Source organism: Virgibacillus sp. GM2-2, from assembly GCF_055329585.1.
In genome coordinates this window covers 198,841-223,403 of the sequence record NZ_JBUZWC010000004.1, presented here as the reverse complement: position 1 = coordinate 223,403, position 24,563 = coordinate 198,841, and the positions used below count along the sequence as shown (strand labels likewise).

Below are 24,563 nucleotides of genomic sequence, written 5' to 3'. Positions count from 1 at the left end.
CCGATATAAAAAGAAAAATGAAATCATCTATGTAATAGGGAAAGATAGATAAGAAATAGAAAAGTGAAGGCAACTGCTTAATAGTAGTAGCTGAAGCTAGTCACAGAATTCATTGTAGGAGGAACAAATATGATGGTAAAGAAAGACCTTACAAAAATTGTGTTAATAGATGATCATAAACTTTTTCGTGAAGGGGTTAAGCGAATACTAGAATTTGAATCTTCTTTTGAAATAATCGCAGAAGGTGATGATGGGAACGTTGCAGCGCAATTAGTGGCTAAGCATAAGCCTGACGTTGTGTTGATGGATATAAATATGCCCGATATGAATGGGGTGCAGGCTACTGCAAATCTAGTTAGACATTACCCTGATACACGGGTGATTATTTTATCTATTCATGATGATGAAAGTTACGTTACGCATGCATTAAAAACTGGAGCACAGGGTTATTTGTTGAAAGAAATGGATTCAGATGCACTAATCGAAGCAATCAAAGTGGTAAGTGAAGGAGGATCTTATCTCCACCCACGTGTGACGCATAATCTTGTTCAAGAATTTCGTAGATTAGCTAAAGAGGCTCCCGCAAACCGATCTGATATAGGAGCCGATTATCGTAAACCATTGCATTTGTTAACACGACGCGAATGTGAAGTATTACAGTTATTGGCTGAAGGAAAAAGTAACCGCGGTGTAGCGGATTCATTGTATATCAGTGAAAAAACAGTGAAAAACCATGTTAGTAATATCCTTCAAAAAATGAATGTGAATGACCGAACCCAGGCCGTTGTAGCTGCAATCCGAAAAGGATGGGTAGAGATTATTTAATACAAACAATTTGTTTTTGTTCCTCAACTAAACTGTAATTCCTATTATGTCCTGATACATCATGTGTCAGGGCATATTTTTACTTATTGAAACACACCGCTGTGGTGAAAGCGACTGCGCGAGAGTATACAAATAGAAATATGCAACAGTAATTAACATACCTATTTTGAAGGTGCAATTTCACTATCATTCATGTAAGATATAATAAAAGAAGATAGTATAGTGTTGGATGATTTTTAATAGAGGTGAATATATATGAAAGTTGCTGTCATGACAGATAGTACAGCATACATTCCGAAAGATATTCGGGAAAACGAATCGATACATATGGTACCACTTAGTGTTGTTTTTGGCGAAGTCTCTTATCAAGAAGAAATAGATTTAACTACTGATGAGTTTTACCGGATGGTTGCAAATGCAGAGAACTTACCAAAAACGTCACAGCCTTCAATTGGTTATATCGTTGAAAAATTAGAAGAACTTGCAACTGAATATGATGCAGTAATCTCAGTCCACTTATCAAGCGGCATAAGTGGAACATACCAAGCAGTTGTTAGTGCCGGAGAAATGGTTGATGGCATCACAGTATACCCGTTTGATTCGGAAATTAGCTGTCTACCACAAGGCTTTTACGCGTTAGAAGCAGCTAAAATGGCTAAAGAAAATGCTACTCCTGAATCAATTATCACCCGTCTTAAACAAATGAAAGAAACGATGCGTGCTTATTTTATGGTTGACGATCTAAGCAACTTACAACGGGGTGGCAGACTAAATGGTGCCCAGGCATTTGTAGGAAGCTTGTTGCAAGTAAAACCGATTTTACATTTTGTGGACAAAAAGATTGTTCCCTTTGAAAAAATACGAACCCGCAAAAAAGCACTTAATCGAATTCTTGGTTTACTTGAGGAAGATATCAATAAAGGAAAACCGCTAAAAGTGGCAATTATTCATGGTAATTGTGAACAAGGGGCGAAAGATTTAAAACATGATCTGGAGCGAAAGCATCCTACGTTAGATTGTCAGATCAGCTATTTTGGCCCGGTTATCGGTACTCATTTAGGACAAGGTTCTATTGGTATTGGTTGGTATACGAAATAATAATTTAGTAGAGCTATCATGCGATAGCTCTACACTAGATTGGAGTGTAAATAGTTGACATTAACCCCCTCTGATTCCTCTCTCCTTATAAAGCGTTACACTGGAAAGCTATTATTGCGTAATGAAATTTCAATTGATGAACAATCCTTCCAACAGCTACTATCACAAAAGAAGTTCACTGCACTTCCTTCCATCACTAAAATTTTTCATTCTTTTCAATGTAAACGATGTAATAATACAAAACGCTCCTTATTCGGTTTTCTACCCTGTCACTATTGTAATAGCGAACACGTTTACTGCCGTAAATGTATCGAAATGGGCAGAGTTATCGAATGCGAGCCATTGTATAACTGGACAGGTGAGGTTCCTAATTGGCCGAAGCATGAAAACCCTTGTACTTGGAGTGGAGAACTTACAGAACGACAACTGCTCGCAAGTGAACGAATCACCCAAGCAATTATCAAGCAGGAAAAAGAACAGCTTATTTGGGCAGTTTGTGGTGCAGGGAAAACGGAAATGCTGTATCAAGGTATAACAGAGGCATTAAAGCGTGGCAAGAGGATATGTTTAGCTACACCACGTGCTGATGTTGTCCGGGAATTGTTGCCACGATTTTGTGACGCTTTTTCGTCCATACCTATCCAAGGATTATATGGAGGTAGTAAAGACAATGATGGTACAGCACAACTAATCTTAGCCACAACACATCAGCTTCTTCGTTTTCAAACCGCATTCGATGTAATGATTATAGACGAGGTCGACGCATTTCCATTTCACGCGGATCCTTCATTGCCATACGCTACAGCTCGTTCAGTAAAGAAAAATAGTACAACGATTTACCTAACTGCTACTCCACGTAAAAACCACCAAAAACGAATTGCTAGCAACAAGCTGCCGCACACTTTTGTGCCAGTTCGATTTCACGGTAACCCGCTACCTGTTCCAACCATGAAAATGAGTTTTTCATTAAGAAAAAACTTGCAAGAAAACATCCCACCAAAAGCATTTTTTACTTGGCTAGGATTACGAGCTAATCCAGATCGTCAACTCTTAATTTTTGTCCCTACAATTAAACTTGCAACACGAATGCGAGAAAGATTGCTAAAAATACTCCTTGCAAATGGTGTGATTTCATCTGAGAACGATTTAATTACTGTTTACGCATCGGACACGGATCGAGAAGAGAAAGTAATGCAGTTCCGAAAAAAGGAAACTTCCATGCTAATAACAACCACAATATTGGAACGTGGCGTAACCTTTCCTTCTGTTGATGTTGCTGTAATCGATGCTGGTCATGAAGTTTTTGATGAAGCTGCGTTAGTACAAATTTCTGGTAGAGCTGGCCGGAGCCTTGACGATCCAACAGGTGAAGTGGTGTTTTTTCATGATGGGAAAACGAACGCAATAATCCGTGCAATAAAATCCATTAAGTTAATGAACAAAAGAGGAGGGTTTTAGTTAATGGAATGTCTGTGGTGTGATGAAGAAATAATTCCTACTATGACGTGGAGTAATTTTATCCTATTGCCAAGGAAAATAGCACTTTGTATGAATTGTGAAGAGAGACTGAACGTAATCAGTGGAGCGCGATGTTCAATATGTAGTCGACCTACTGAAGACACCACGTGCTTAGATTGTATAAAGTGGAAAAATCATTTCGAAGAAGACGTTATCGTTAGAAATCATTCCATTTTTTCTTATAACCCCTATATAAAAGAGGTGGTAACGAAGTGGAAATACCGTGGCGATTATTGTTTGGGCGAAGTATTTAAACCTTTATTTAAAGATCACTTTCATACTATTTTTGGGAAACTATCCACGGATATGGTGGCAGTTCCTATTCCATTAAGTCAGGAACGGTTGAGTGAACGTGGATTCAACCAAGCAACCATGCTTGCGAATTTTTTACCAATTGAAACCAAAGAGCTTTTGACACGTATTCATAGTGAAAAACAATCGAAAAAAACGCGCAAAGAGCGAGTGATGTCTAAAAATCCATTTTTCCTAACTGAAACAGTTAATAAATCAGTTCTTCTTGTCGATGATATATATACGACAGGTACAACGTTACGGCATGCAGCAACGCTTTTAAGGGAAGCGGGATGTCCTTTTGTGTATGCGTTGACATTAATCAGAGGATAGGTTCTGTATGTTATACTAATGGATGATGAGGAGAATTATAAATGGGTGAATTAGCAAATTGCACTCGCTGTGATGAATTGTTCGTAAAAACAATTCGTGATATTTGTAGGAACTGCTTTGATGAAGAGGAAAAAGCATTTAGAACGGTTAGTCAATTTTTACGAATGAGAAAAAACAGAGAAGCAACATTATTGGACATCGTGGAAGAAACTGGTGTTAGCGAGAAGACGATTACAAAGTTTATTAAAGAGAAACGTCTTTTAACCTCTCAATTTCCAAAGCTTGGCTACCAATGTGAAACGTGTGACAGAATAATCAATTCTGGGAAAATTTGTGCCAAGTGTTCAGAAGCTTTACAGCGTGATCTCGATAGTGAAACACGCAAGGAAGAGCGGGCAACGAGACTGGCAGACGAGGAAAACAAACAATCGGCTATTTATTATTCTTTCAAGAAGGATAATTAATCTCCTTTACATTTTTAAGAATCAACCGATATAAGATATAACTGGAAAGTTAACGGGTATAAGAACAAAAAAAGAGGTGAGAGATAGTATGAAAATTAATGGAACGAACCATACAAATTTCAATCCATACAAAAATCAAATTCAAAAAAAAGTAGACGTCAATAAAGAATTGATTGGTAAAGATCAATTACAGATATCAAATGAAGCTAAACAACTACAAGGTAATGAAAAGATTAGTGGTGAACGCGCTGAATACGTTCAAAAAATCAAGAATGCAGTTGAATCTGGCGAGTATAAGGTGAATTATGAAAAAACAGCTCAAAAAATGATATCCTTCTGGACGAAACAACAATAGAGCTATAGAGGAGGACGAAATTTTGTCCCTAGAAACTATTATTCAATCGTTAGAAAAGCTTGTCATGTTACATGAAAGTCTTTTATCGGTTTCAGAACAAAAAACTGTCACGATTAAAGATGGCGATATGGACAAACTACAATCTCTACTAGTTAAAGAACGAAAGCATGTACAAGCGTTGGAACAACTAGAAACTGCACGCTTAAACGAAGTAGAAGAGTGGTTTAGAACAAATGATATACAAACGGATGATCATACCATAACAACAATGTTAGAGCACCTAGCAGATAAAGATCAGCAAGCGGTATTAGCGGAAGTGACAACTAGATTAACAAATGCTGTAACAAACCTTAAGCGTCAAGAACAGCTGAATCAGGCGCTTATACATCAGTCATTACAATTTGTTGAATTGTCATTGGATTTGATGAATCCGTCGATTAATAAACTAAATTATGGAAACAAAAAAGATACGGAATCAACGAAACGATCGGTATTTGATTCCAAAGCATAACGCTTTCCCTTGAGAGGAGATTATTTGAATGAGTACTTTTCACGGTCTAGAGATGGCAAAACAAGCTTTATTTGCTCAACAGTCAGCCTTATATACTACAGGTCATAATATTTCCAATGCCAATACACCAGGCTATACAAGACAACGCGTGAATTTTGAAACAACAACACCATTCCCTACTGTATCCAGAAATCGTCCTCAAATACCAGGGCAAATAGGAACAGGAGTTCAAGCTGGTTCTGTACAGCGAATTAGAAATGAATACTTGGATTATCAATTTCGCGAGGAAAATAGTAAGGCAGGTTACTATTCGACTGTTTCAAGTGCTCTTAGTCGTATGGAAGGGCTACTTAATGAACCGTCTGAAAATGGTTTAGCAAAGACGATGGACCATTTTTGGCAATCACTTCAAGATTTATCAGTTAACCCTAAGAATTCTGGAGCACGATCTGTAGCAGCCCAACGGGGACTTGCAGTGGCAGAGACGTTTAATTATTTCTCTGATTCCATAAACTCCATGCGAGAAGATTTAAATAATCAGATAGATGTATCTATCACGGACGCCAATTCGTTAATTAGTCAAGTGGATGCATTAAATCAACAAATTAAAAATATTGAAACGAATGGCTATTTGCCAAATGACTTATACGATGAGCGCGACCGATTAATTGATGAATTATCGAGTATTGTTAGTATCCAAGTTGATTATTCTAAAAGTAGCGACGGTTCGTTAGCAATTGCTGATGGTGTTGCTACAATTAAATTAGTTGATAGTACAGGCGAACCATTGAAAGTGAACGGTGAACCTATAAAACTAGTAGATGGTACAACCGGTACACATCAAGCGTTTTCGGTATCTTATTCTGATACTGCTTCTAAAGTGGTGACAGGTATTACCGTTGGTCAGGTGGATGAAAGTACAGGAGAAATAGTTAATGGTACAGGTACAGCTATCGACTTTACGAAAGTGACTGGCTCACTGAAAGGCTTTATCGATTCGTATGGTTATGAAAGTGCTGATGGTTCTTTAAAAGGTACATATACAGACATACTAGCAAATTTGGATAAAATGGCGCTTGAGTTTGCCACGGAGTTTAACCGTGTGCACGGTGAGGGTGTAGATTTAGAAGGTAATGCTGGTGTAGCATTTTTCACTTCAACTTCAGGAGGATCAATTACTGCGGGAACTATAACAGTAAATCCAGATATTATCGAAAACCCTGACTTAATTGCCGCTAGTGAAGACTTAGATCCTACCGCAGGAGTTGAGGGGGATCTTGGAAACGGTGCTAACGCAGCAGCTTTAGCAGATGTATTTGAAACACCGTTGGCCGATCTTGGTGAGAATACATCTGTGAAATCTTTTTACGAATCCTTAATAGGGGATTTAGGTGTTAATGCACAAGAAGCGAATCGTATGGCTGAAAACACTTCTATTCTTAAATCACAAGTGGAAAACCAACGAATGTCTGTAAGTTCTGTGTCACTTGATGAAGAAATGGCAAATTTAATTAAATTTCAACATGCGTATAATGCGGCTGCGCGTAGTTTAACAGCTGCAGATGAATTATTAAATCGAATTATTAACAATTTGGGTATTGTAGGAAGGTAGGGTAAGAAATGCGAATTACACAAGGAATGTTATCGAGTAATATGCTAAATAACCTATCCAATAGCTATTCTAAAATGGGGACATACCTAGAACAACTTTCAACAGGCAAAAAGATAAACCGACCTTCTGATAACCCTGTTATCGCAATGAAAGGTATGAATTACCGTTCCCAGGTTATCGAAGTTGAACAATTTCAGCGTAACACGAACGAGGTTCATACTTGGATGGATAGTTCAGATGCAGCTTTGGATAAAGCAACACAAGCCTTACAAAAAATGCGTGAATTGGCGGTCCAAGCTAGTAATGATACGTATGGACCAGAACAACGTGAAAATATCATGAAAGAAGTAAAGCAGTTAAAACAACACATCATTGATATTGCTAATACAAACGTAAATGGGAAGTATATTTTTAATGGTACAAAGACGGATGCAAAACCGATTACGATGGATGAGGTAAATGGTGGGTTAACCTTTAATCAAGATGGCAGTCCAGTCATGATTGAAGTTTCAAGTGGGACAAAGCTTCAAGCAAATGTAGCAGGCTCAGAAATATTCAATGCTGACTTGTTTGGAAAAATTGATGAATTCATTACTGCCCTTGATCAAAACAATCAAACGGAAATTGAAAATAGTATTGGTACATTAGACGGCAGCATTGACAAAGTAATCAATGCTAGAGCTGATTTAGGTGCACGAATGAACCGCCTTGAATTAATTGAAGATCGATTAGGCTCACAAGAAATCAATGCAAAACGAATGATGTCTGAGAATGAAGATATCGATTATGAGAAGGTTATAACTAAGTTAATTACGCAAGAAAGCATACATCGTGCAGCATTGTCTGCTGGATCTCGTATCATTCAACCGACCCTATTAGACTTCTTACGTTAAAATAAACGTCATAGCCCTGATCACTTATTACTATTGGTGGGTCAGGGTTTTCGTTTTAGAGGGGGAAATTTTATGCAATTACCTCAAATCCGAATACAATCGCAAATGGCGCGGATTAATATTCAACAAATGAACGGAAAGTTAGAAATAAGACAACCGGAAGCCTCCTTATCAATTCAGCAACCAAAAGCTGAAATGAGGATAAACACTACTCCGTCCAAGCTAGATATCAATCAAACAAAAGCTTGGGAAGATATGAATCTCCTGCACGTTTTTAAACTGATTGAAAAATTTGCAAATGAGGGACTTCAGGCTGCTAACGAAGGTACATCTCGGCGTGTGCAACAAGGTGATGCCTTAATGCGAATTGAGAATAAAGGGAATCCCATTGTGAGTCAAGCAATGCAAAACGCGTTTGATGATCCAAAAAAATTAGGTATAAAGTTTATCCCATCTATGTCAGCTGTGAAAATCAATTATCAGCCAGCTGAAGTATCCATCAATGTAAATGTAAATAAACCTATTATTGAAGCAGAACCGCATAAGCCTCAAATTGAATATACAAAAGGCTCAGTAGATGTCAATATGCAAAACTATCAAAGCTTAAAAATAGATTTTGTGAATCTTTTTAACACGGATATAAAAGTATAGTTTGAAGCCTTAGGGGTTGGCGATTGGCCAAGTTTTCTAAAGAGTTAGGAACGTAAACTAGCAGCAGAAATTTCACAGTTTATGAATGACTTCTTTGAAGGCAAGTTGACTAGTAGTTAAATTAAATTAGCGGACACCAGAGACCTTATTTGAGCAAAATTGGTGCAAATGTGTTTGTTCGCGGACACACGATGCCTTATTCAGTAAAAAAACTTGATTACAACCTGTTTTCACTTAAATAAGGTATCCTGTGTCCGATCAACATATAAAACAGGCGTGAAAAGTAAAAATAAGGGCTTCTGTGTCCGTTACCGATCCGGTTCGAACTATTTCCAGGTGGGACTTGTTGATATATAGTTCTTATGGCAACTAGTTTTATACAAGACGGTATAAAAGAAGGGAATGTCAATATGAAAATTAATACTAAATATTTAGGTGAAGTAGTAATCGATGATGAGCAACTAATTAGTTTCCCAAGTGGTTTGCCAGGTTTTATCGAGGAAACAAAGTTTGTTCTATTGGATTTGCCAGGGAATCCAGTGTTTCAAATTTTACAATCTGCATCTACACCTGAAATCGCATTTGTCATCACAAATCCATATAACTTCATGCATGAATATACGTTTGAGCTCAATGAGAATGTGAAAGAAATTCTTGTAATTCAAGAAGAAAAAGATGTTACTGTGTTTTCCATCGTAACTGTAAACGATCCTTTTGAAGAAAGCACGTTGAATTTGAAGGCGCCAATAATCATAAATCCAACAAATAATAGGGGAAAACAGTTTATATTAAACAACGAAAACTATTCGACTAAGACTGCAATTAATCAACCTAAATCCTCTGAAGTGAAGGGAGTTTAGTCAATGTTAGTACTAACAAGAAAGCTAAATGAATCCATTCAAATCGGAGAAGAAGTAGAAATAAAGGTTTTAGGAATAGAAGGTGACCAGATAAAGCTTGGCATAGACGCACCAAAGTCAGTGGACATTCATCGTAAGGAAATATATTTAGAGATTCAAGAACAAAATAGTGCAGCTGCAAATCTATCAGCTGATTTGATTGGACTTTTAGGAAATAAGAATGGTAAGAAATAGTTTAACAATGCGGTAATAAGTGCCGATATAAAAGAAAATAAAGTATGAGGAGTTGCTTGGGCAATGAGGCTTGAGAAAGTAGTAACTAGTTCCCAACCCTTGCAAAGTGAAACATACAACAAGTTACATACATCAACAGCAAATAGGGCAAATGAAAACAATAGTCAAGATCAAAAAATAGAACTTCATGATGAAGAAATGGTAGACAAAGAGAATATTGAAACGGTAACTTCGAAGTTAAATGAATTCATTGAATCGTTGCAAACAGATATTCGATTTGTCTATCATGAAAAATTGGATGATTACTATGTAACCGTGATAAACCCGATCACAGAACAAGTAATCAAGGAAATTCCATCGAAAAAAATGCTAGATATGTACGCCGCAATGGCTGAATTTATGGGATTACTGGTGGATGAAAAGATCTAAGGGAGTTGAGAACATATGCGTATTGGTGGATTAGCAACAGGTATGGACATAGATATGCTTGTTGAAAAATTAATGAAAGCTGAAAGAATGCCATTAGACCGTATGGAGCAAGATCGAACAACATTGACATGGAAACGTGATGCATATCGCGATATTAATAAATCACTATTTGAATTAGAGAATATGACCCTTGAGATGGAAAGAGGTTCTACTTATAATGCGAAATCTGTAAGTTCCACACAGGAGGATGCTGTCACAGCAACCGCAACGGCTGAATCTTCGAATGGTTCGTATTCAATCTCAGTAGAGCGACTTGCAGAATCAGCAATTAATGTTGGTGGTGTTATAAGCGGTCTTAATGGAACCGATATTGACCCAAATGCAACTTTGGAGTCTCAGTTTGGCGCAAATGTTCCAACTGGTGACTTTTCATTTTACACGTATGATAAAGATGGCAATAGACAGACTCATACATTTACGGTGAGTAAAGATGACACATTAAATGATGTCTTAGACCAAATAACAAAAGCAGACAACAATGTCCGAGCATTTTTTGATCCGCAATCAAATAAAGTAGTTTTAGAGACTACACGTACAGGTAATTACAATGATAACTATGAATATAGTGGTGCAGAAATAATCTTTTATGGGGAAAACGAATTTTTTACCCAAACATTGAATATGAAAATGACAGATGCAAATGGTAATTTACTCGAAAAGGGTGGACAAGACGCTAAATTTACATATAATAATGGGTTAACTATTGAATCAAAAGATAATAACTACACCTTAAATGGAATTAATTTCGAATTTAAAAGTGTTACAGATGGTGCAGCTAAGTTAACTGTTGACAACAACGTTCAAGCAACGTTTGATTCCATCATGAAGTTCGTTGATAAATACAACCAAGTGATTGAAAAGCTAAACGAAACACAACAGGAAGAAATCTATCGAGAGTATAAACCGTTAACGGATAAACAAAAAGAAGAAATGTCGGAAGAACAAATTGAGCTTTGGGAAGAAAAAGCTAAGAGTGGTATATTACGAAATGAGTCCATTATTGAAAGTGGCATGTTTTCGATGCGACGTGATTGGTATTCAAATGTTAATACTGGTGGAGAATTTACTTCTATAACCCAAATTGGTATTACCACTTCAAGTGATTATTCGGATGGCGGGAAGTTGATTGTAAATGAAAAAGAATTAAAAGAGGCTTTACGGGAAAACCCTGATGATGTTCAAAAGTTATTTTCAAATGATACGCAAGATGCGAGTAGAGGAATAATCCACCGGCTTGAGACTACAATTGAAAATTTTGGAAACAAAATCGAAGAACGAGCTGGCGCAGGTACAGATACACTTGAAAACTATACGCTAGGTAAGCGAATGAAAGATTTAGATGAACAAATAGCTGCGTTCGAGGATCGACTCGTGCGTGTTGAGAATCGATATTGGGGTCAATTTACCGCTATGGAACAGGCGATTCAACGTATGAATCAACAATCCGCTTATTTAATGTCTCAGTTCGGCGGTGCTTAATTAGCATTATGAAGATTTTTAAAGGAGTGAAACGATGACGTTGAATAAACAGTATCAAACGTATCAGGATAACGCTGTAAACACAGCTTCTGGAGCAGAATTAACGATGATGCTTTATAACGGATGTATCAAGTTTATTAAACAAGCTAAAAAGAATTTGGAAGAAAACAACTTTGAAGCAAAAAATGTAAATGTACAAAAGGCACAAAACATTATACAGGAACTGATGCTGACGTTGGATCCGGAAATTGAAATTTCCAATCAAATGCTACCATTATATGAATATATGCTATATCAACTAAAGGAAGGTAATGTAAAGAACGACCCATCATCTCTGGACGAGGCATTATCTTTCGCCATTGAATTTAGAGATACGTGGAAAGAGGTTATCTTAAAAACTCGTCAAAACCAGTATGCGCAAGGCGCACAAGTATAATGAGTGCATTAGAAGAATTAGTTGAGGTTAGTAGAAAACTAGAAGAATTGTTGAATGGACCTGTTACCTCTAAAAACCGTGAGATGGTTATTGAACAAATTAATCTGTTTATTGATCAGAGAAGTAGATTAATGAAAGAAGTAAACCCTCCTTTTACTGATGAGGAAAAGTTATTAGGTAAAGAACTCGTTGCGATGAATGAAAGAATTCAAGTGATGATGACCGACGTTCTAAATGTATTAAAGGTAGAAATGAAAGAGCTAAAAAAACAAAAAAAATCAAATCAAAATTATGTCAATCCATATAAAGACGTCCGTACAAATGATGGAATGTTTATGGATAGTAAAAAATAGCGAAAACTCCTGAATTTTACAGGAGTTTTTTCATATGCTTAAATCCCTTGGTATACATAGGTTTTGCGAAATATCGACAAATTTCTACATGATTTTCGGAATTTTTATTTAGTTTAGGCAGGAATTAGACGGGGTATTGTTGAATATTAAATACATAAGGATGAAAGGAGGACACTTTTATGAAATACAACATTCGAGGAGAAAATATTGAGGTGACAGGTTCGATTCGTGACTACGTTCAAAAGAAAATAGGTAAATTAGAACGGTATTTTGATACACCTCCGACTTCTGATGTACATGTAAATTTAAGTGTCTATAATGATGAGCAGAAAATTGAAGTAACCATTCCAATGACGAACTTATTGCTTCGTGCAGAGGAACAGCACATTGATTTATATGCTGCCATCGACCTTGTGGTGGATAAACTGGAAAGACAAATCCGTAAATATAAGACAAAGGTAAATCGTAGGTCTCGTCAAAACGGTGCAGCAAAACATGTTTTCGCGGAGCTTGAAAAAGAACCTTTCGAAGTTGAAGAAGAAACAGATGAAATTGAAATTGTTAAAACAAAACGATTTAATTTAAAACCAATGGATTCCGAGGAAGCAGTACTGCAAATGGATATGCTAGGACACGCGTTCTATGTATTTACGAATGCGGTTTCTGGTGATACGAATGTAGTCTATCGACGTAAAGATGGACGCTACGGAATTATTGAACCAAACAGTTAAACTATATAAATCAACGATCCCAATAATCACGATTGGGGTCGTTTTTTTATGAAGGAATTCCCTTTCCTTGTTGTCGAATTTTGTAAAACGTTTTACCAAATTTGGAATTTGGACTTAAATAAGTCACCTTTCTTGTATGATTTTGGCATTTTTATGGCAACACCTAATAATATGTATTAAAAATTTTGTCGAATAGAGTACCAAATTCAGAAAACGGCAATTAGCCTTCCAACTATTTTATGTGATATAAGTAAGTATGCCATATAGAAGGGGGGATGATTGTGAATGATCAAAGGTGCGTCACGTTTAATGATTTAGCTATTAAAGTAAGACAACAAGAAGAAACGATAACGCAATTACTCGTTATTATCGCAGCAACAAATCGAAAGCTTTCTGATTTAATTGAGGCACAAAATAAACAGGAATATTCACTTAATCATTCTTTTTAAAACTCCCCGATTATGTGTCTCTTCCAATATCCCGCAATAACCTCCATACTTACCTCACTCGAAAAGAGTTACTCATCCCCGAGTAACTCTTTTTTACATAGAAAGTCGTAAACCAGTTCGTTACTTTTTAAATCTCTATGGCAAACAGCCTTCTCGGCTTTTCATATAGTTGTCATGAGTGTTTATAAAGTGTTATTATTGATGGTGGACAATAGTAGGAAATAATGATTTGAACAATATTGAGGAGCGTTTATTATGCCTGGATTATTAACAAAAATTTTTGGTGATGGTAACCAAAAACAGCTTAATCGATTGCAAAAAACTGTAGATAAGATTGAAGCATTAGAGCCAGAGTATGAAAAATTATCAGATGTAGATTTTCCCAAAAAAACAGAAGAATTTAAAGAACGATATAGAAATGGAGAAACGTTAGATGACATGTTGGTTGAATCTTATGCATTAGTGCGTGAGGCTTCAAAGCGTGTGTTAAAAATGCGACCATTTCCTGTTCAGCTGATGGGTGCAATTGCACTTCATCAAGGAAACATTGCCGAAATGAAAACAGGTGAAGGTAAAACATTAGCTTCAACTATGCCAGCCTATTTAAATGCCATTGCAGAAAAAGGTGTCCATATTATCACTGTTAACGAATACTTAGCAGATCGTGATGCTAAAGAAATGGGAGAGCTTTATCAATTCTTAGGCTTAACAGTAGGTTTAAATGGTAATGCACTGACAAAAGATGAAAAACGTGACGCTTATTATTGCGACATTACGTATGGTACGAATAATGAATTTGGATTCGATTACTTACGTGACAACATGGTCTTATACAAAGAGCAGATGGTCCAACGTCCATTAAACTTTGCCATCATTGATGAGGTAGACTCGATCTTAATTGATGAGGCAAGAACACCCCTCATTATTTCAGGAAGTGCACAAAAGTCTGCATCCATGTATCAACAAGCAAATGGATTCGTTTCAACATTGAAAAATGAAGAAGACTATACGTATGATGTGAAAACAAAAGGTGTACAGCTAACCGAAGAAGGAATTAATAAGGCAGAGAAATACTTTGCGATTGAAAACTTATTTGACTTAAATAATGTTTCGTTAACACATCACATTAACCAAGCATTGAAGGCGCATGCTTCCATGCATCGTGATACGGACTATGTAGTAGAAGAAGGCGAAGTAGTCATAGTCGATCAATTTACTGGGCGTTTAATGAAGGGGCGCCGGTATAGTGATGGCCTTCATCAAGCAATTGAAGCAAAAGAAGGACTACAAATCCAAAATGAAAGCATGACACTCGCATCTATTACATTCCAGAACTTCTTTAGAATGTATCAGAAGCTTTCTGGTATGACTGGTACAGCGAAAACGGAAGAAGAAGAATTCCGTAATATTTACGCGATGGATGTAATTGCGATTCCAACGAACAAACCGATTATTCGTGATGATAAAGCAGATATGATCTATAAATCGATGGAAGGAAAATTCCGTGCGGTAGTAGAGAATATTAAAGAACGATACGAAAAAGGACAACCAGTACTAGTTGGTACTGTTGCAGTAGAAACATCAGAATTAATTTCACAGCTGTTGAAAAAAGCTGGTGTGAAACACAATGTCTTAAACGCAAAAAACCATTTCCGTGAAGCGGAAATTATTGAAAATGCTGGACAACCAGGTTCTGTAACGATTGCGACGAATATGGCAGGTCGTGGTACAGACATTAAACTCGGTGAAGGCGTATTAGACGTAGGCGGATTAGCTGTTATTGGTACTGAACGTCATGAATCAAGACGTATCGATAATCAGCTTCGTGGACGTGCCGGACGTCAGGGAGACCAAGGGATGTCACAATTCTATCTTTCAATGGAAGATGACTTGATGCGTCGCTTTGGTTCCGATAATCTACGAAATATGATGGAACGTCTTGGAATGGATGATACGCAACCAATCGAGAGTAAAATGGTTTCAAGAGCTGTAGAATCAGCTCAAAAACGTGTAGAAGGTAATAACTTTGACGCACGTAAAACAGTACTATCGTACGATGATGTACTACGTCAACAACGTGAAATCATATACAAACAACGTTTTGATGTAATTGATTCGGAAAACCTCCGTGAAATCATTGAAGAAATGATGAAAGCAACAGTTGAACGTGTAGTGAAATCACACATGTATGAGGATGAGGAACAACAAGAACTCTCAGCAATAATCGATTACGTACACGGTAATCTATTAGACTCCGAGGATATTAGTGTTGGAGATATAGAAGGTAAGGATACCGAAGAAATAATTGAAACGATAATGGATAAAGTTAACGTTAAATACGATCAAAAAGAAGAAGAATTGACGCCAGAGCAGATGCGTGAATTTGAAAAAGTTATTCTTCTTCGTACGGTTGATTCAAAATGGATGGACCATATTGACCAAATGGATCAACTACGTCAAGGTATACACCTTCGTGCTTACGGACAAAATGATCCATTACAGGAATACCAAGCAGAAGGCTTCGCTATGTTTGAACAAATGGTCATTGCCATTGAGGAAGAAGTTTCGAAATATGTGATGAAGGCACAAATTCGTGAAAATCTACAACGCCAAGAGGTAGTGAAAAATACGCAAGCAGTCTCTGGTGGCGGAGATGATAGTAAGAATAAGGTGAAAAAACCTTACGTTAAGAAAGAAAACATTGGGCGGAACGATCCATGCCCATGTGGAAGCGGAAAGAAATATAAAAACTGTCACGGAAAATAAGTTAACACTCCCAAAGTTTGGGAGTGTTTTCATTGCACTGACAGGGAATATAAGATTCAATATCCGTAAAAGGGAAACTTAGGATTTCGCCATTAAATCTTGAAGCTAAGCCAAGTTATCAAAAATAATTTTTATTTCAGAGGTGAGCATGATGGAATTAGCAGAAATAAGAAATGATCTGGACAAAATGAATAAACGCATCAATGACTTTAGGGGGTCTCTTTGACTTAGATGTAAAAAAAGAACGAATAAACGAGCTAGAACTCGAAATGACAGCAGGCGATTTTTGGGATGATCCGCAAGCAGCACAAAAAGTAATTGATGAAACAAATGGAATAAAAGAATATGTAAATGGATTTGAAGAATTAGAAGAACGATTGGAAAACAGTGAAGTTAGCTATGAGTTAGTCAAAGAAGAACAAGATAAAGAACTTTTTCAAGAACTAGAGAAAGAATTAACATCGCTTCGTTCAGATATTAATGGTTTTGAATTACAAATGTTATTAAGTGATCCTTATGATGCAAACAATGCCATACTCGAATTACATCCAGGAGCTGGAGGAACTGAATCGCAGGACTGGGCAAGTATGTTACTTCGTATGTATCAACGTTGGGCGGAAACGAAAAACTTTAAAGTAGAAACATTAGATTACTTACCAGGCGATGAGGCTGGAATTAAAAGTGTTACGTTAAACATTAAAGGGCACAATGCATATGGCTACTTGAAGGCGGAGAAGGGTGTTCATCGTCTTGTACGTATTTCTCCATTTGATTCCTCTGGACGTAGACATACATCATTTGTTTCATGTGATGTTATGCCTGAATTTGGGGATGATGTTGAAGTAGAAATAAGAACGGAAGATATTAAAGTCGATACGTACCGAGCAAGTGGTGCGGGTGGCCAACATGTCAACACGACTGATTCCGCAATTCGTATTACACATTTACCAACAAATGTCATTGTTACCTGTCAATCGGAACGTTCACAGATTAAAAACCGAGCACACGCAATGAAGATGTTAAAGTCTAAGCTATATCAATTAGAATTGGAAAAACAGCAACAAGAATTAGATGATATCCGTGGCGAGCAAAAAGAGATTGGCTGGGGAAGCCAAATACGTTCATATGTTTTCCACCCATATTCTATGGTAAAAGACCATCGCACAAATTTGGATGTTGGTAACGTTCAAGGTGTAATGGATGGAGATATTGATCCATTTATTGACGCTTACTTACGAGCGCAAATTAAGTAAAATTAAATATAAGTGGAGGTTCCAGATATGAAAAAATGGATGATTACAAGCTTATTTGGAATAGCAATCGTGCTGAGTGCTTGTGGAGGAAATAATACAGCTGGTAACGAACCTTCTGGTGCTAATGAAGATACAACTGGAATGAGTGAAGCGGAGGAAGTTTATCAAAACAATTGTGCATATTGCCATGGTTCTGATTTAAGTGGTGGGGCAGGACCAGATATAACAAAAGTGGGCTCACGTTATTCGCAAGAAGAGATTGCGGACATCATTAAAAACGGAAAAGGAAAAATGCCTGCTGATGTTGTGAAAGGTGATAAAGTAGAATTATTAGCTTCATGGCTTGCTCAGAAGAAATAAAAGTCAGACGGGATATATCCTGTTTGACTTTTTTTATGGAAATAACTTCTATAACCCTAAGTTCATATTGACATAAAAAGACAAATACTGATAAAATTTAATAGGTATTTAGCATTAATTTTCTCAAAATAAAAGAATCTTAAATAAAATAAAAGTTATAGTACCTTAAATTAACACTTTTAATCTATGACATTATTATCATGGTACAGTAATAATGCGAATGAATATTGAAAAATATCAATTATGAGGTGATAGATTTGTGCGGAATTGTTGGGTTTGCTGGGAGTAAAGTTGAAATAAATAAATCAAAAACAATCTATGATATGATGAAAACAATTGAACATCGGGGTCCGGATAGTGATGGTATATATTCAGATGATAAAGTGACGCTTGGTTTTAGAAGACTTAAAATAATCGATTTGTCTACTGAAGGAAATCAACCTATGTACAATGAAGATGGAAGCATTGTACTTATTTTTAATGGGGAAATATATAACTACCAAGAATTAATGCAAGACCTTATTGAAAAGGGGCATGTTTTCAGTAGCAATACGGATAGCGAAGTAATTATTCATGGCTATGAGGAGTATGGTGTCAATATTTTACAAAAGGTTAGAGGCATGTTTGCATTCTCAATATGGGATTCTAACGAAGAAGTTATGTTTATAGCTAGAGATTTTTTTGGAATAAAACCTCTTTATTATACACAAAACACAATAGACAATTCCTTTATATTTGGTTCAGAAATCAAATCTTTCCTAAAAAGCCCTTTATTTGTTAAGGAATTTAATAATGAAGCATTAAAACCGTATCTAACATTCCAATATCCAGTTTTAGACGAAACCTTTTTTAAGGGTGTATATAAGTTAAGACCAGGTCATTATATGCTTTATAAAAATGGTGAAATAAGCATTAAGACTTATTGGGATGCGAACTTTGATGATGAAAGCAATGATTTAGATCATTATGTAGCAGAAATTAAAAAAACAATGAAGGAATCTGTTAACTACCACAAAATAAGTGATGTCAATGTGGGGTCATTTTTATCTGGAGGTATAGATTCAAGTTATGTGACAGCACTTTTAAAACCGAATAATACATTTTCAGTTGGGTTTAAAGATCATGAAGGGATTTTTAACGAGACAAATCTTGCAAAAGATCTATCTGACATATTAAAAATCCAAAATCATAAGAAGCTAATAACTGCTGATGAATTTTTTGAGGCTATCCCGACGATTCAATACCATATGGATGAGCCACATTCTAATCTTTCTTCTGTACCCTTATACTTTTTAGCAGAGTTAGCCAGTAAACATGTTACAGTTGTTTTATCAGGAGAAGGTGCTGATGAGTTATTCGGAGGGTATGAGTGGTATAGGACAAGCAAATCAATGGAAAAATATGAAAAAATACCATTTTTAATTCGACGTATTTTGTCGAAGGTTAGTCAATCTCTACCTACAAATCGAATCACTAATTTTATAGTAAAAGGTGGACAAAAGGTAGAGGAAAAGTTTATTGGTCAGGCAAAGATATTTGACGAAGCGGATGCGAGAGATATTTTAAAAGAAGAATTCAAAAATGCTCCATCGGCACAGAGTATAACTGAGAATTCGTACAGAACAGTTAAAAATAAAGATGATATAACCAAAATGCAATATATTGACATTAAACATTGGCTCCCTGGGGATATTTTATTAAAAGCTGATAAAATGAGCTCAGCTCATTCTATTGAGTTGAGGGTTCCATTTTTAGATAAAGAGGTTATGGGTACTGCTGGAAAACTACCTGCAAAGTACCGTGTAAATGACCTTGATACAAAATATGCGCTTCGGACAGCGGCCAAAGAGGTTTTACCTGATGAATGGGCAAACAGACCAAAAGTCGGATTTCCTGTTCCTATCAGACATTGGTTGAGAGAAGAAAAATACTATAATCTAGTAAAGGAAATGTTTGAATCAGAAATTGCAAATATGTTTTTCCACACCAATCAACTGATTCAATATCTCGATGAACATTATACTGGAAAGGCTAATCGACAGCGTTATATTTGGACAGTATATGTGTTTTTAGTTTGGTATAATAAGTATTTTATCGAATTAAATCAAGAAGTAAATGATATAGAAATATTAAAAGGTAGAAATGAAGAAAAAGATCCTATACCTGTTTAAATTATAGGTGTTGTAGTTGGAATAAATCATCGGGTACCCCAGATTTTAAGAGGGATATGATTAATATTAGAAACTATACTTTATGGTTAGTATTAAGGAATTCCTTATTGTTTTTAATCTTGATTATGACGATTTTATTAGCTAATGTGGATGTTTTTAAAAAAAATGTTGCTGAAGAAATTAAGGGATTCATTTCATTAATAACTACTGAAAACGAAAAAAGAAAGTTGACTATTATAAACATTGATGGGGTTAAAGGAATTCCATTAAAAGGTAGTGAATTTCAAATATTTTCAGTGGAATCCAAAGAAATAAAGGATGTAATAACAACCAATAAATTTGGTAAGGCTACATCAGTAAAGCTTGATAATAATTCCTCCTACATTGTCCGGCAGGTTACCGTTAAACAACCTTATATTATTAATAAAACGGATTACAGTATTACTTTAAATGATAAGGAAAATAAGATTAGCATTAAAAATCATGTACCCAATTATGTAAAAGAGTACGAGTTGGATGAAAATAATAATGTCAATATTAAGGAATTAAATATTGATGTTGTAGAAATTTTACAGAAACCAGAATTGCCAAACGGCTGTGAGGCTACAGCATTGACATGCACCCTTAATCATTTTGGGTATAATGTCAATAAGGTGAAAATATCAGATAATTATATACCTAAAAGACCATTTATTCGCAAAGGAGAAAAACTGATTGGTCCAGATCCAAATAAAGCATATGGTGGGAACGCTCGAAGTAAAAATGGTTTTTATGTTTATGCGCCACCTGTTATTGAAGCGGCAACAAAATATATTAATTCTGTAGACGGAAACCATATAGTGATTGATATTAGCGGAAGCGAGAAAAATAAAATCATAGATATACTGAATAAAGGTATACCAGTAATAATCTGGACAACAACAGATATGAAAAATCCTCGGGCCGGTATGAATTGGTATCTCTATGAAACGAATAAACCATTTCAATCTATCAGCAACTCCCATACAGTTGTATTAACAGGATATAATAGGAACCTTGTACATGTAATGGATCCGTTAAAAGGTAAAGTTTCATATGATAAAAATGAATTTTTCTCTGTTTACAAAGCTGCTGGTCAACACGCTTTAATAATTACTAAGTCAGATAAATAGATGTGCCCCTGTTAAATTTTAACGGGGGCATTTTACTTTACCAATTAAATGTATAATCGATCAATAAATTACAATAAATTACAGAATAATACAATAAAGTAATAGATTAGCTGTATTTGAAATACAAATGTAATATTTTTTACCCAAAATTTATGACGAAAGATGTTATACTATAAAAGAATTACGCAAAAAAAGTAGAAATATTAAAGGTAAAGGGTGTTGTGTTCAAAAGATACTTCTAAGAATAACTTTGCAACTCAGATACTAAACAACACAAACAAAAGGTGATACATATATGATAACAATGAAAGATGTATATAAAACATATTCCAACGGAGTCACTGCTCTGAATGGAATAAATATAGAAATTGAACAAGGGGAATTTGTTTATATTGTTGGACCAAGTGGGGCCGGTAAATCAACTTTTGTTAAGTTAATGTACCGAGAAGTTAAGCCTTCGACTGGAACTATTGTCATTAACAATGTAGATATGACTTCGATTAAAGAGAAAAAAGTTCCTTATATCAGGCGCGATATAGGAGTTATCTTTCAGGATTTTAAACTGCTTCCAAAACTATCAGTCTATGAGAATATTGCTTTTGCTCTCGAGGTTATTGAAGAATCTCCTCGTAATATTAAAAAGCGTGTAATGGATGTTTTAGAGTTGGTTGGTTTAAAAAATAAGGCTAGATTCCTACCTGACGAACTTTCCGGTGGAGAGCAACAGCGTGTTTCGATTGCAAGAGCAATTGTCAATCATCCCAAAATTGTAATTGCAGATGAACCAACCGGAAATTTAGACCCTGACACTTCTTGGGGCATTATGCGTGTATTTGAAGAGATTAACGCACGCGGTACAACGATTATTATGGCAACACACAGTAAAGAAATAGTTAACACGATCAAAAAACGAGTTATCGCAGTCGAAGACGGTTTGATTGTTCGTGATGAGCATAGAGGTGAATACGGATATGAAATTTAGAACAATCAAGCGACACCTCCGCGAAGGCGTAAAGAATATTTTTAGAAATGGTTGGATGACAGTCGCATCTGTCGGTGCAGTAACGACGACACTTATCTTAGTTGGAGCGTTTCTCGCCCTCATGTTTAATTTAAATCAGATGGCTGAAGAAATAGAAGAAGATGTTCAGATAAATGTACTTATCGACCTTACTGCAAATGAAGAGCAAATAACAACACTTGGTAATGAAATAGAATCAATTAATGGCGTAGGAAATGTGGACTTCTCATCGAAGGATGAACAATTGGACAAGTTAATCGAAAGCATGGGGAAGGAAGGGGAGTCCTGGCAACTGTTTCAGCAAGATAACCCTTTAAACCATGTATATGTAGTAAAAGCACAAGATCCTACTGACACGATATCTATTGCAAAGGAAATCAGACAATTAAACTCGGTTCAGGAAGTTAATTACGGTAAGGACGTTGTTCAGCGCCTATTTGAATTTAATAAATATGCAAGAACAATCGGATTAGTACTAATTGCAGGATTAGTCTTTACTGCTATATTCCTTATTTCCAACACAATTAAACTTACAATCATGGCACGAAGCAAAGAAATTGGCATTATGAAACTTGTAGGTGCCACGAATGGATTTATTAGATGGCCATTCTTTATTGAAGGAATGCTACTAGGTGTTTTAGGTTCAGTAATACCAATTGCAGCCGTACTAGGTGGCTATTATTACCTTGACACTTATGTAAGTGGCAAAATTTCATTTAGTTTCGTTGAGATTCTACCATTCAATCCTTTTGCATGGCAGCTTTCACTAATAATTTTATCAATAGGAGCACTGATTGGCATTTGGGGAAGTGTTATGAGTGTACGCAAGTTCCTAAAAGTTTAAATTCAGCCAAACAAAAGTAATAGGAGAAAAGGGGATTATGAGATGAATAGAATTGCTTCTTATGTATTAATTACCGTATTGGTTTTGTCTAGTTCTCTCTTAAACTGGCAATCTATATCTGCATCATCAATTGAAGATGCAAAAAACAAAGTAAATGAAATCGAAGAGAAACAAGACTCATTACATGAAAAACAAAATGAAGTAAAGAACAAAAAAGCAGAAACTACTGGTAAGATTGATAAAAATTTAAGTCATCAAGAAAAAGTAACGCAAGAAATAAACAAGATTAATGCAAAATTAACAGAAACAAGATCTTCTATCCAAAAGAAAGAAAGCCAGATCACGGAAACTAACCAAGAAATTGAACAACTTAAAATTGAAATTAAAAAATTACAGGATAGTATTAAAAAACGTGAGGCATTATTAATAGAACGTTTGCGCACGATCCAGCAGAATGGTGGTGACATGCGTTACATAGAAGTAATTCTTGGTTCACAAAACTTTGGTGATTTCGTAAGTCGTTCTTCTGCAGTAAATACGATTATGGATCAAGACAAGAGTATTATGGAAACACACATGGCAGAGAAAAAAGAACTAGAAGAGAAGAAAAATGAAGTTGTTAAGAAAAAAGAAGCACTTGAAGAACAGAAGCAAGAACTTGTGTCATTAAAAGAGCAGTTAGATGATCAAATAAATAAGAAAAAGGATCTGATGGCTGAGCTAGAAAAAGAACAAGCTAATCTTCAAGAAAATAAAGCGGATCTAGAAAAGCAAGAAGCAGAGTTGCACAAGCAGGAACAGAAGCTACAAAGATCATTAGAGGCTGCAAAAGGTCAGATTCAACGACTTCAAGAAATTGCTCGTGAAAAAGCTAGACAGGCAAGAGAAGCACGTGAGCAAGCAGCGAGAGAACAGGCAGCTCAAGAAGCGGCCCAGCAAGGGCAAAGCCAAGATCGTGAAGATTTACAAACTGTTGCACAAACAAATACAGGTGGATTTATTTGGCCAGCAGCTGGGAGCCGTACTTCAAATTATGGAGTAAGATTTGATCCATTCACAGGAGCTCGGTCAGTGCATGGAGGAATTGATATTGGTAATTCAATAGGAACTCCAATCCGTGCATCAATCTCCGGATACGCTATGCCAGTTAATCTACATTGGTCTTATGGAAATCACGTTATGGTTGTGGGTGAAGTGAACGGAAAAGAATACACTACATTGTATGCACATATGTCTGGTACTGCCATTGGTGGAGGAAAATATGTAGAGCAAGGTGAGATTATCGGCTACATGGGAAGCACTGGTCGCTCAACAGGTTCTCATTTGCATTTTGAAATTCACGTTGGACAATATAACGGTTTTTCAAGTTCTGTTAACCCATCGAATTATTTAAATTAAGTTGCATGTATTTGCAA

The 24,563-nt window shown here is 36.0% G+C and carries 26 protein-coding genes; all 26 read left to right on the top strand.

Annotation, left to right across the window (positions count from 1 at the left end; translation table 11 throughout):
- The first annotated feature begins 132 nt into the window (after positions 1-132).
- The 26 genes from ACY9Z2_RS07550 to ACY9Z2_RS07425 all read left to right on the top strand — a co-directional run bounded on the left by ACY9Z2_RS07550 (position 133) and on the right by ACY9Z2_RS07425 (position 24,546).
- Entirely contained in the window at positions 133-825 is a 693-nt protein-coding gene (locus ACY9Z2_RS07550; protein ID WP_463609031.1) for a response regulator, read from the top strand.
- A 255-nt stretch (positions 826-1,080) separates the two neighbouring features.
- On the top strand, positions 1,081-1,923 hold the full coding sequence (locus ACY9Z2_RS07545; RefSeq protein ID WP_463609008.1) for a DegV family protein: 843 nt from the start codon (positions 1,081-1,083) through the stop codon (positions 1,921-1,923).
- Between the two features lie 54 nt (positions 1,924-1,977).
- Positions 1,978-3,381: an ATP-dependent helicase ComFA gene (locus ACY9Z2_RS07540; RefSeq protein WP_491737602.1), complete on the top strand. Its 1,404-nt coding sequence runs from the start codon at positions 1,978-1,980 to the stop codon at positions 3,379-3,381.
- A gap of 3 nt (positions 3,382-3,384) precedes the next feature.
- Entirely contained in the window at positions 3,385-4,065 is a 681-nt protein-coding gene (locus tag ACY9Z2_RS07535) for a ComF family protein (protein WP_463609006.1), read from the top strand.
- Between the two features lie 41 nt (positions 4,066-4,106).
- Positions 4,107-4,529, top strand: coding sequence for a TIGR03826 family flagellar region protein (locus ACY9Z2_RS07530; RefSeq protein ID WP_463609005.1), 423 nt, complete (start codon positions 4,107-4,109; stop codon positions 4,527-4,529).
- Between the two features lie 88 nt (positions 4,530-4,617).
- Complete coding sequence (flgM, locus tag ACY9Z2_RS07525; RefSeq protein WP_463609004.1) at positions 4,618-4,884, top strand: flagellar biosynthesis anti-sigma factor FlgM; 267 nt, start codon at positions 4,618-4,620, stop codon at positions 4,882-4,884.
- A 22-nt stretch (positions 4,885-4,906) separates the two neighbouring features.
- The gene (locus tag ACY9Z2_RS07520) at positions 4,907-5,395 is read left to right on the top strand and encodes a flagellar protein FlgN (protein WP_463609003.1); all 489 of its coding nucleotides are present in this window, start codon (positions 4,907-4,909) and stop codon (positions 5,393-5,395) included.
- A 28-nt stretch (positions 5,396-5,423) separates the two neighbouring features.
- Entirely contained in the window at positions 5,424-7,007 is a 1,584-nt protein-coding gene (gene flgK, locus ACY9Z2_RS07515; protein WP_463609002.1) for a flagellar hook-associated protein FlgK, read from the top strand.
- Between the two features lie 8 nt (positions 7,008-7,015).
- The gene (gene flgL, locus ACY9Z2_RS07510) at positions 7,016-7,900 is read left to right on the top strand and encodes a flagellar hook-associated protein FlgL (RefSeq protein ID WP_463609001.1); all 885 of its coding nucleotides are present in this window, start codon (positions 7,016-7,018) and stop codon (positions 7,898-7,900) included.
- 72 nt (positions 7,901-7,972) lie between these two features.
- Complete coding sequence (locus ACY9Z2_RS07505; RefSeq protein WP_463609000.1) at positions 7,973-8,551, top strand: DUF6470 family protein; 579 nt, start codon at positions 7,973-7,975, stop codon at positions 8,549-8,551.
- Between the two features lie 362 nt (positions 8,552-8,913).
- Complete coding sequence (gene fliW / locus ACY9Z2_RS07500) at positions 8,914-9,411, top strand: flagellar assembly protein FliW (RefSeq protein ID WP_463608999.1); 498 nt, start codon at positions 8,914-8,916, stop codon at positions 9,409-9,411.
- A gap of 3 nt (positions 9,412-9,414) precedes the next feature.
- The gene (gene csrA / locus ACY9Z2_RS07495; RefSeq protein ID WP_463608998.1) at positions 9,415-9,645 is read left to right on the top strand and encodes a carbon storage regulator CsrA; all 231 of its coding nucleotides are present in this window, start codon (positions 9,415-9,417) and stop codon (positions 9,643-9,645) included.
- A gap of 63 nt (positions 9,646-9,708) precedes the next feature.
- Complete coding sequence (gene flaG / locus ACY9Z2_RS07490; protein WP_463608997.1) at positions 9,709-10,074, top strand: flagellar protein FlaG; 366 nt, start codon at positions 9,709-9,711, stop codon at positions 10,072-10,074.
- Positions 10,075-10,089: 15 nt separating this feature from the next.
- Positions 10,090-11,613: a flagellar hook-associated protein 2 gene (locus ACY9Z2_RS07485; protein WP_463608996.1), complete on the top strand. Its 1,524-nt coding sequence runs from the start codon at positions 10,090-10,092 to the stop codon at positions 11,611-11,613.
- A gap of 34 nt (positions 11,614-11,647) precedes the next feature.
- Positions 11,648-12,049 (top strand): flagellar export chaperone FliS, encoded by a 402-nt coding sequence (gene fliS / locus ACY9Z2_RS07480; protein WP_463608995.1) that lies wholly within the window; start codon positions 11,648-11,650, stop codon positions 12,047-12,049.
- Positions 12,049-12,402: a flagellar protein FliT gene (gene fliT, locus ACY9Z2_RS07475; RefSeq protein ID WP_463608994.1), complete on the top strand. Its 354-nt coding sequence runs from the start codon at positions 12,049-12,051 to the stop codon at positions 12,400-12,402. Before fliS ends, fliT begins: the two co-directional genes overlap by 1 nt.
- Before the next feature lie 179 nt (positions 12,403-12,581).
- Complete coding sequence (gene hpf, locus ACY9Z2_RS07470; RefSeq protein WP_463608993.1) at positions 12,582-13,133, top strand: ribosome hibernation-promoting factor, HPF/YfiA family; 552 nt, start codon at positions 12,582-12,584, stop codon at positions 13,131-13,133.
- Between the two features lie 281 nt (positions 13,134-13,414).
- Positions 13,415-13,582, top strand: coding sequence for a hypothetical protein (locus tag ACY9Z2_RS07465; RefSeq protein ID WP_463608992.1), 168 nt, complete (start codon positions 13,415-13,417; stop codon positions 13,580-13,582).
- 255 nt (positions 13,583-13,837) lie between these two features.
- The gene (secA, locus tag ACY9Z2_RS07460; RefSeq protein ID WP_463608991.1) at positions 13,838-16,348 is read left to right on the top strand and encodes a preprotein translocase subunit SecA; all 2,511 of its coding nucleotides are present in this window, start codon (positions 13,838-13,840) and stop codon (positions 16,346-16,348) included.
- 151 nt (positions 16,349-16,499) lie between these two features.
- Positions 16,500-17,601, top strand: a protein-coding gene (gene prfB / locus ACY9Z2_RS07455) for a peptide chain release factor 2 (RefSeq protein ID WP_463608990.1) whose coding sequence is annotated in 2 segments (ribosomal slippage) — positions 16,500-16,571 and positions 16,573-17,601 — 1,101 coding nt in all. Because the reading frame shifts where the segments join, the coding sequence is not laid out codon by codon here.
- Between the two features lie 27 nt (positions 17,602-17,628).
- Positions 17,629-17,961, top strand: a complete 333-nt coding sequence (cccB, locus tag ACY9Z2_RS07450; RefSeq protein ID WP_463608989.1) for a cytochrome c551 — start codon at positions 17,629-17,631, stop codon at positions 17,959-17,961.
- A gap of 257 nt (positions 17,962-18,218) precedes the next feature.
- Positions 18,219-20,132 carry an asparagine synthase (glutamine-hydrolyzing) gene (gene asnB, locus ACY9Z2_RS07445; protein WP_463608988.1) on the top strand — a complete coding sequence of 638 codons (1,914 nt, stop codon included), beginning with the start codon at positions 18,219-18,221 and terminating at the stop codon, positions 20,130-20,132.
- A gap of 56 nt (positions 20,133-20,188) precedes the next feature.
- Positions 20,189-21,283 (top strand): C39 family peptidase, encoded by a 1,095-nt coding sequence (locus ACY9Z2_RS07440; protein WP_463608987.1) that lies wholly within the window; start codon positions 20,189-20,191, stop codon positions 21,281-21,283.
- A gap of 295 nt (positions 21,284-21,578) precedes the next feature.
- Positions 21,579-22,265, top strand: a complete 687-nt coding sequence (gene ftsE, locus ACY9Z2_RS07435) for a cell division ATP-binding protein FtsE (protein WP_463608986.1) — start codon at positions 21,579-21,581, stop codon at positions 22,263-22,265.
- Entirely contained in the window at positions 22,255-23,148 is an 894-nt protein-coding gene (gene ftsX, locus ACY9Z2_RS07430) for a permease-like cell division protein FtsX (protein ID WP_463608985.1), read from the top strand. Before ftsE ends, ftsX begins: the two co-directional genes overlap by 11 nt.
- A 42-nt stretch (positions 23,149-23,190) precedes the next feature.
- Entirely contained in the window at positions 23,191-24,546 is a 1,356-nt protein-coding gene (locus ACY9Z2_RS07425; RefSeq protein ID WP_463608984.1) for a murein hydrolase activator EnvC family protein, read from the top strand.
- Positions 24,547-24,563 lie beyond the last annotated feature (17 nt).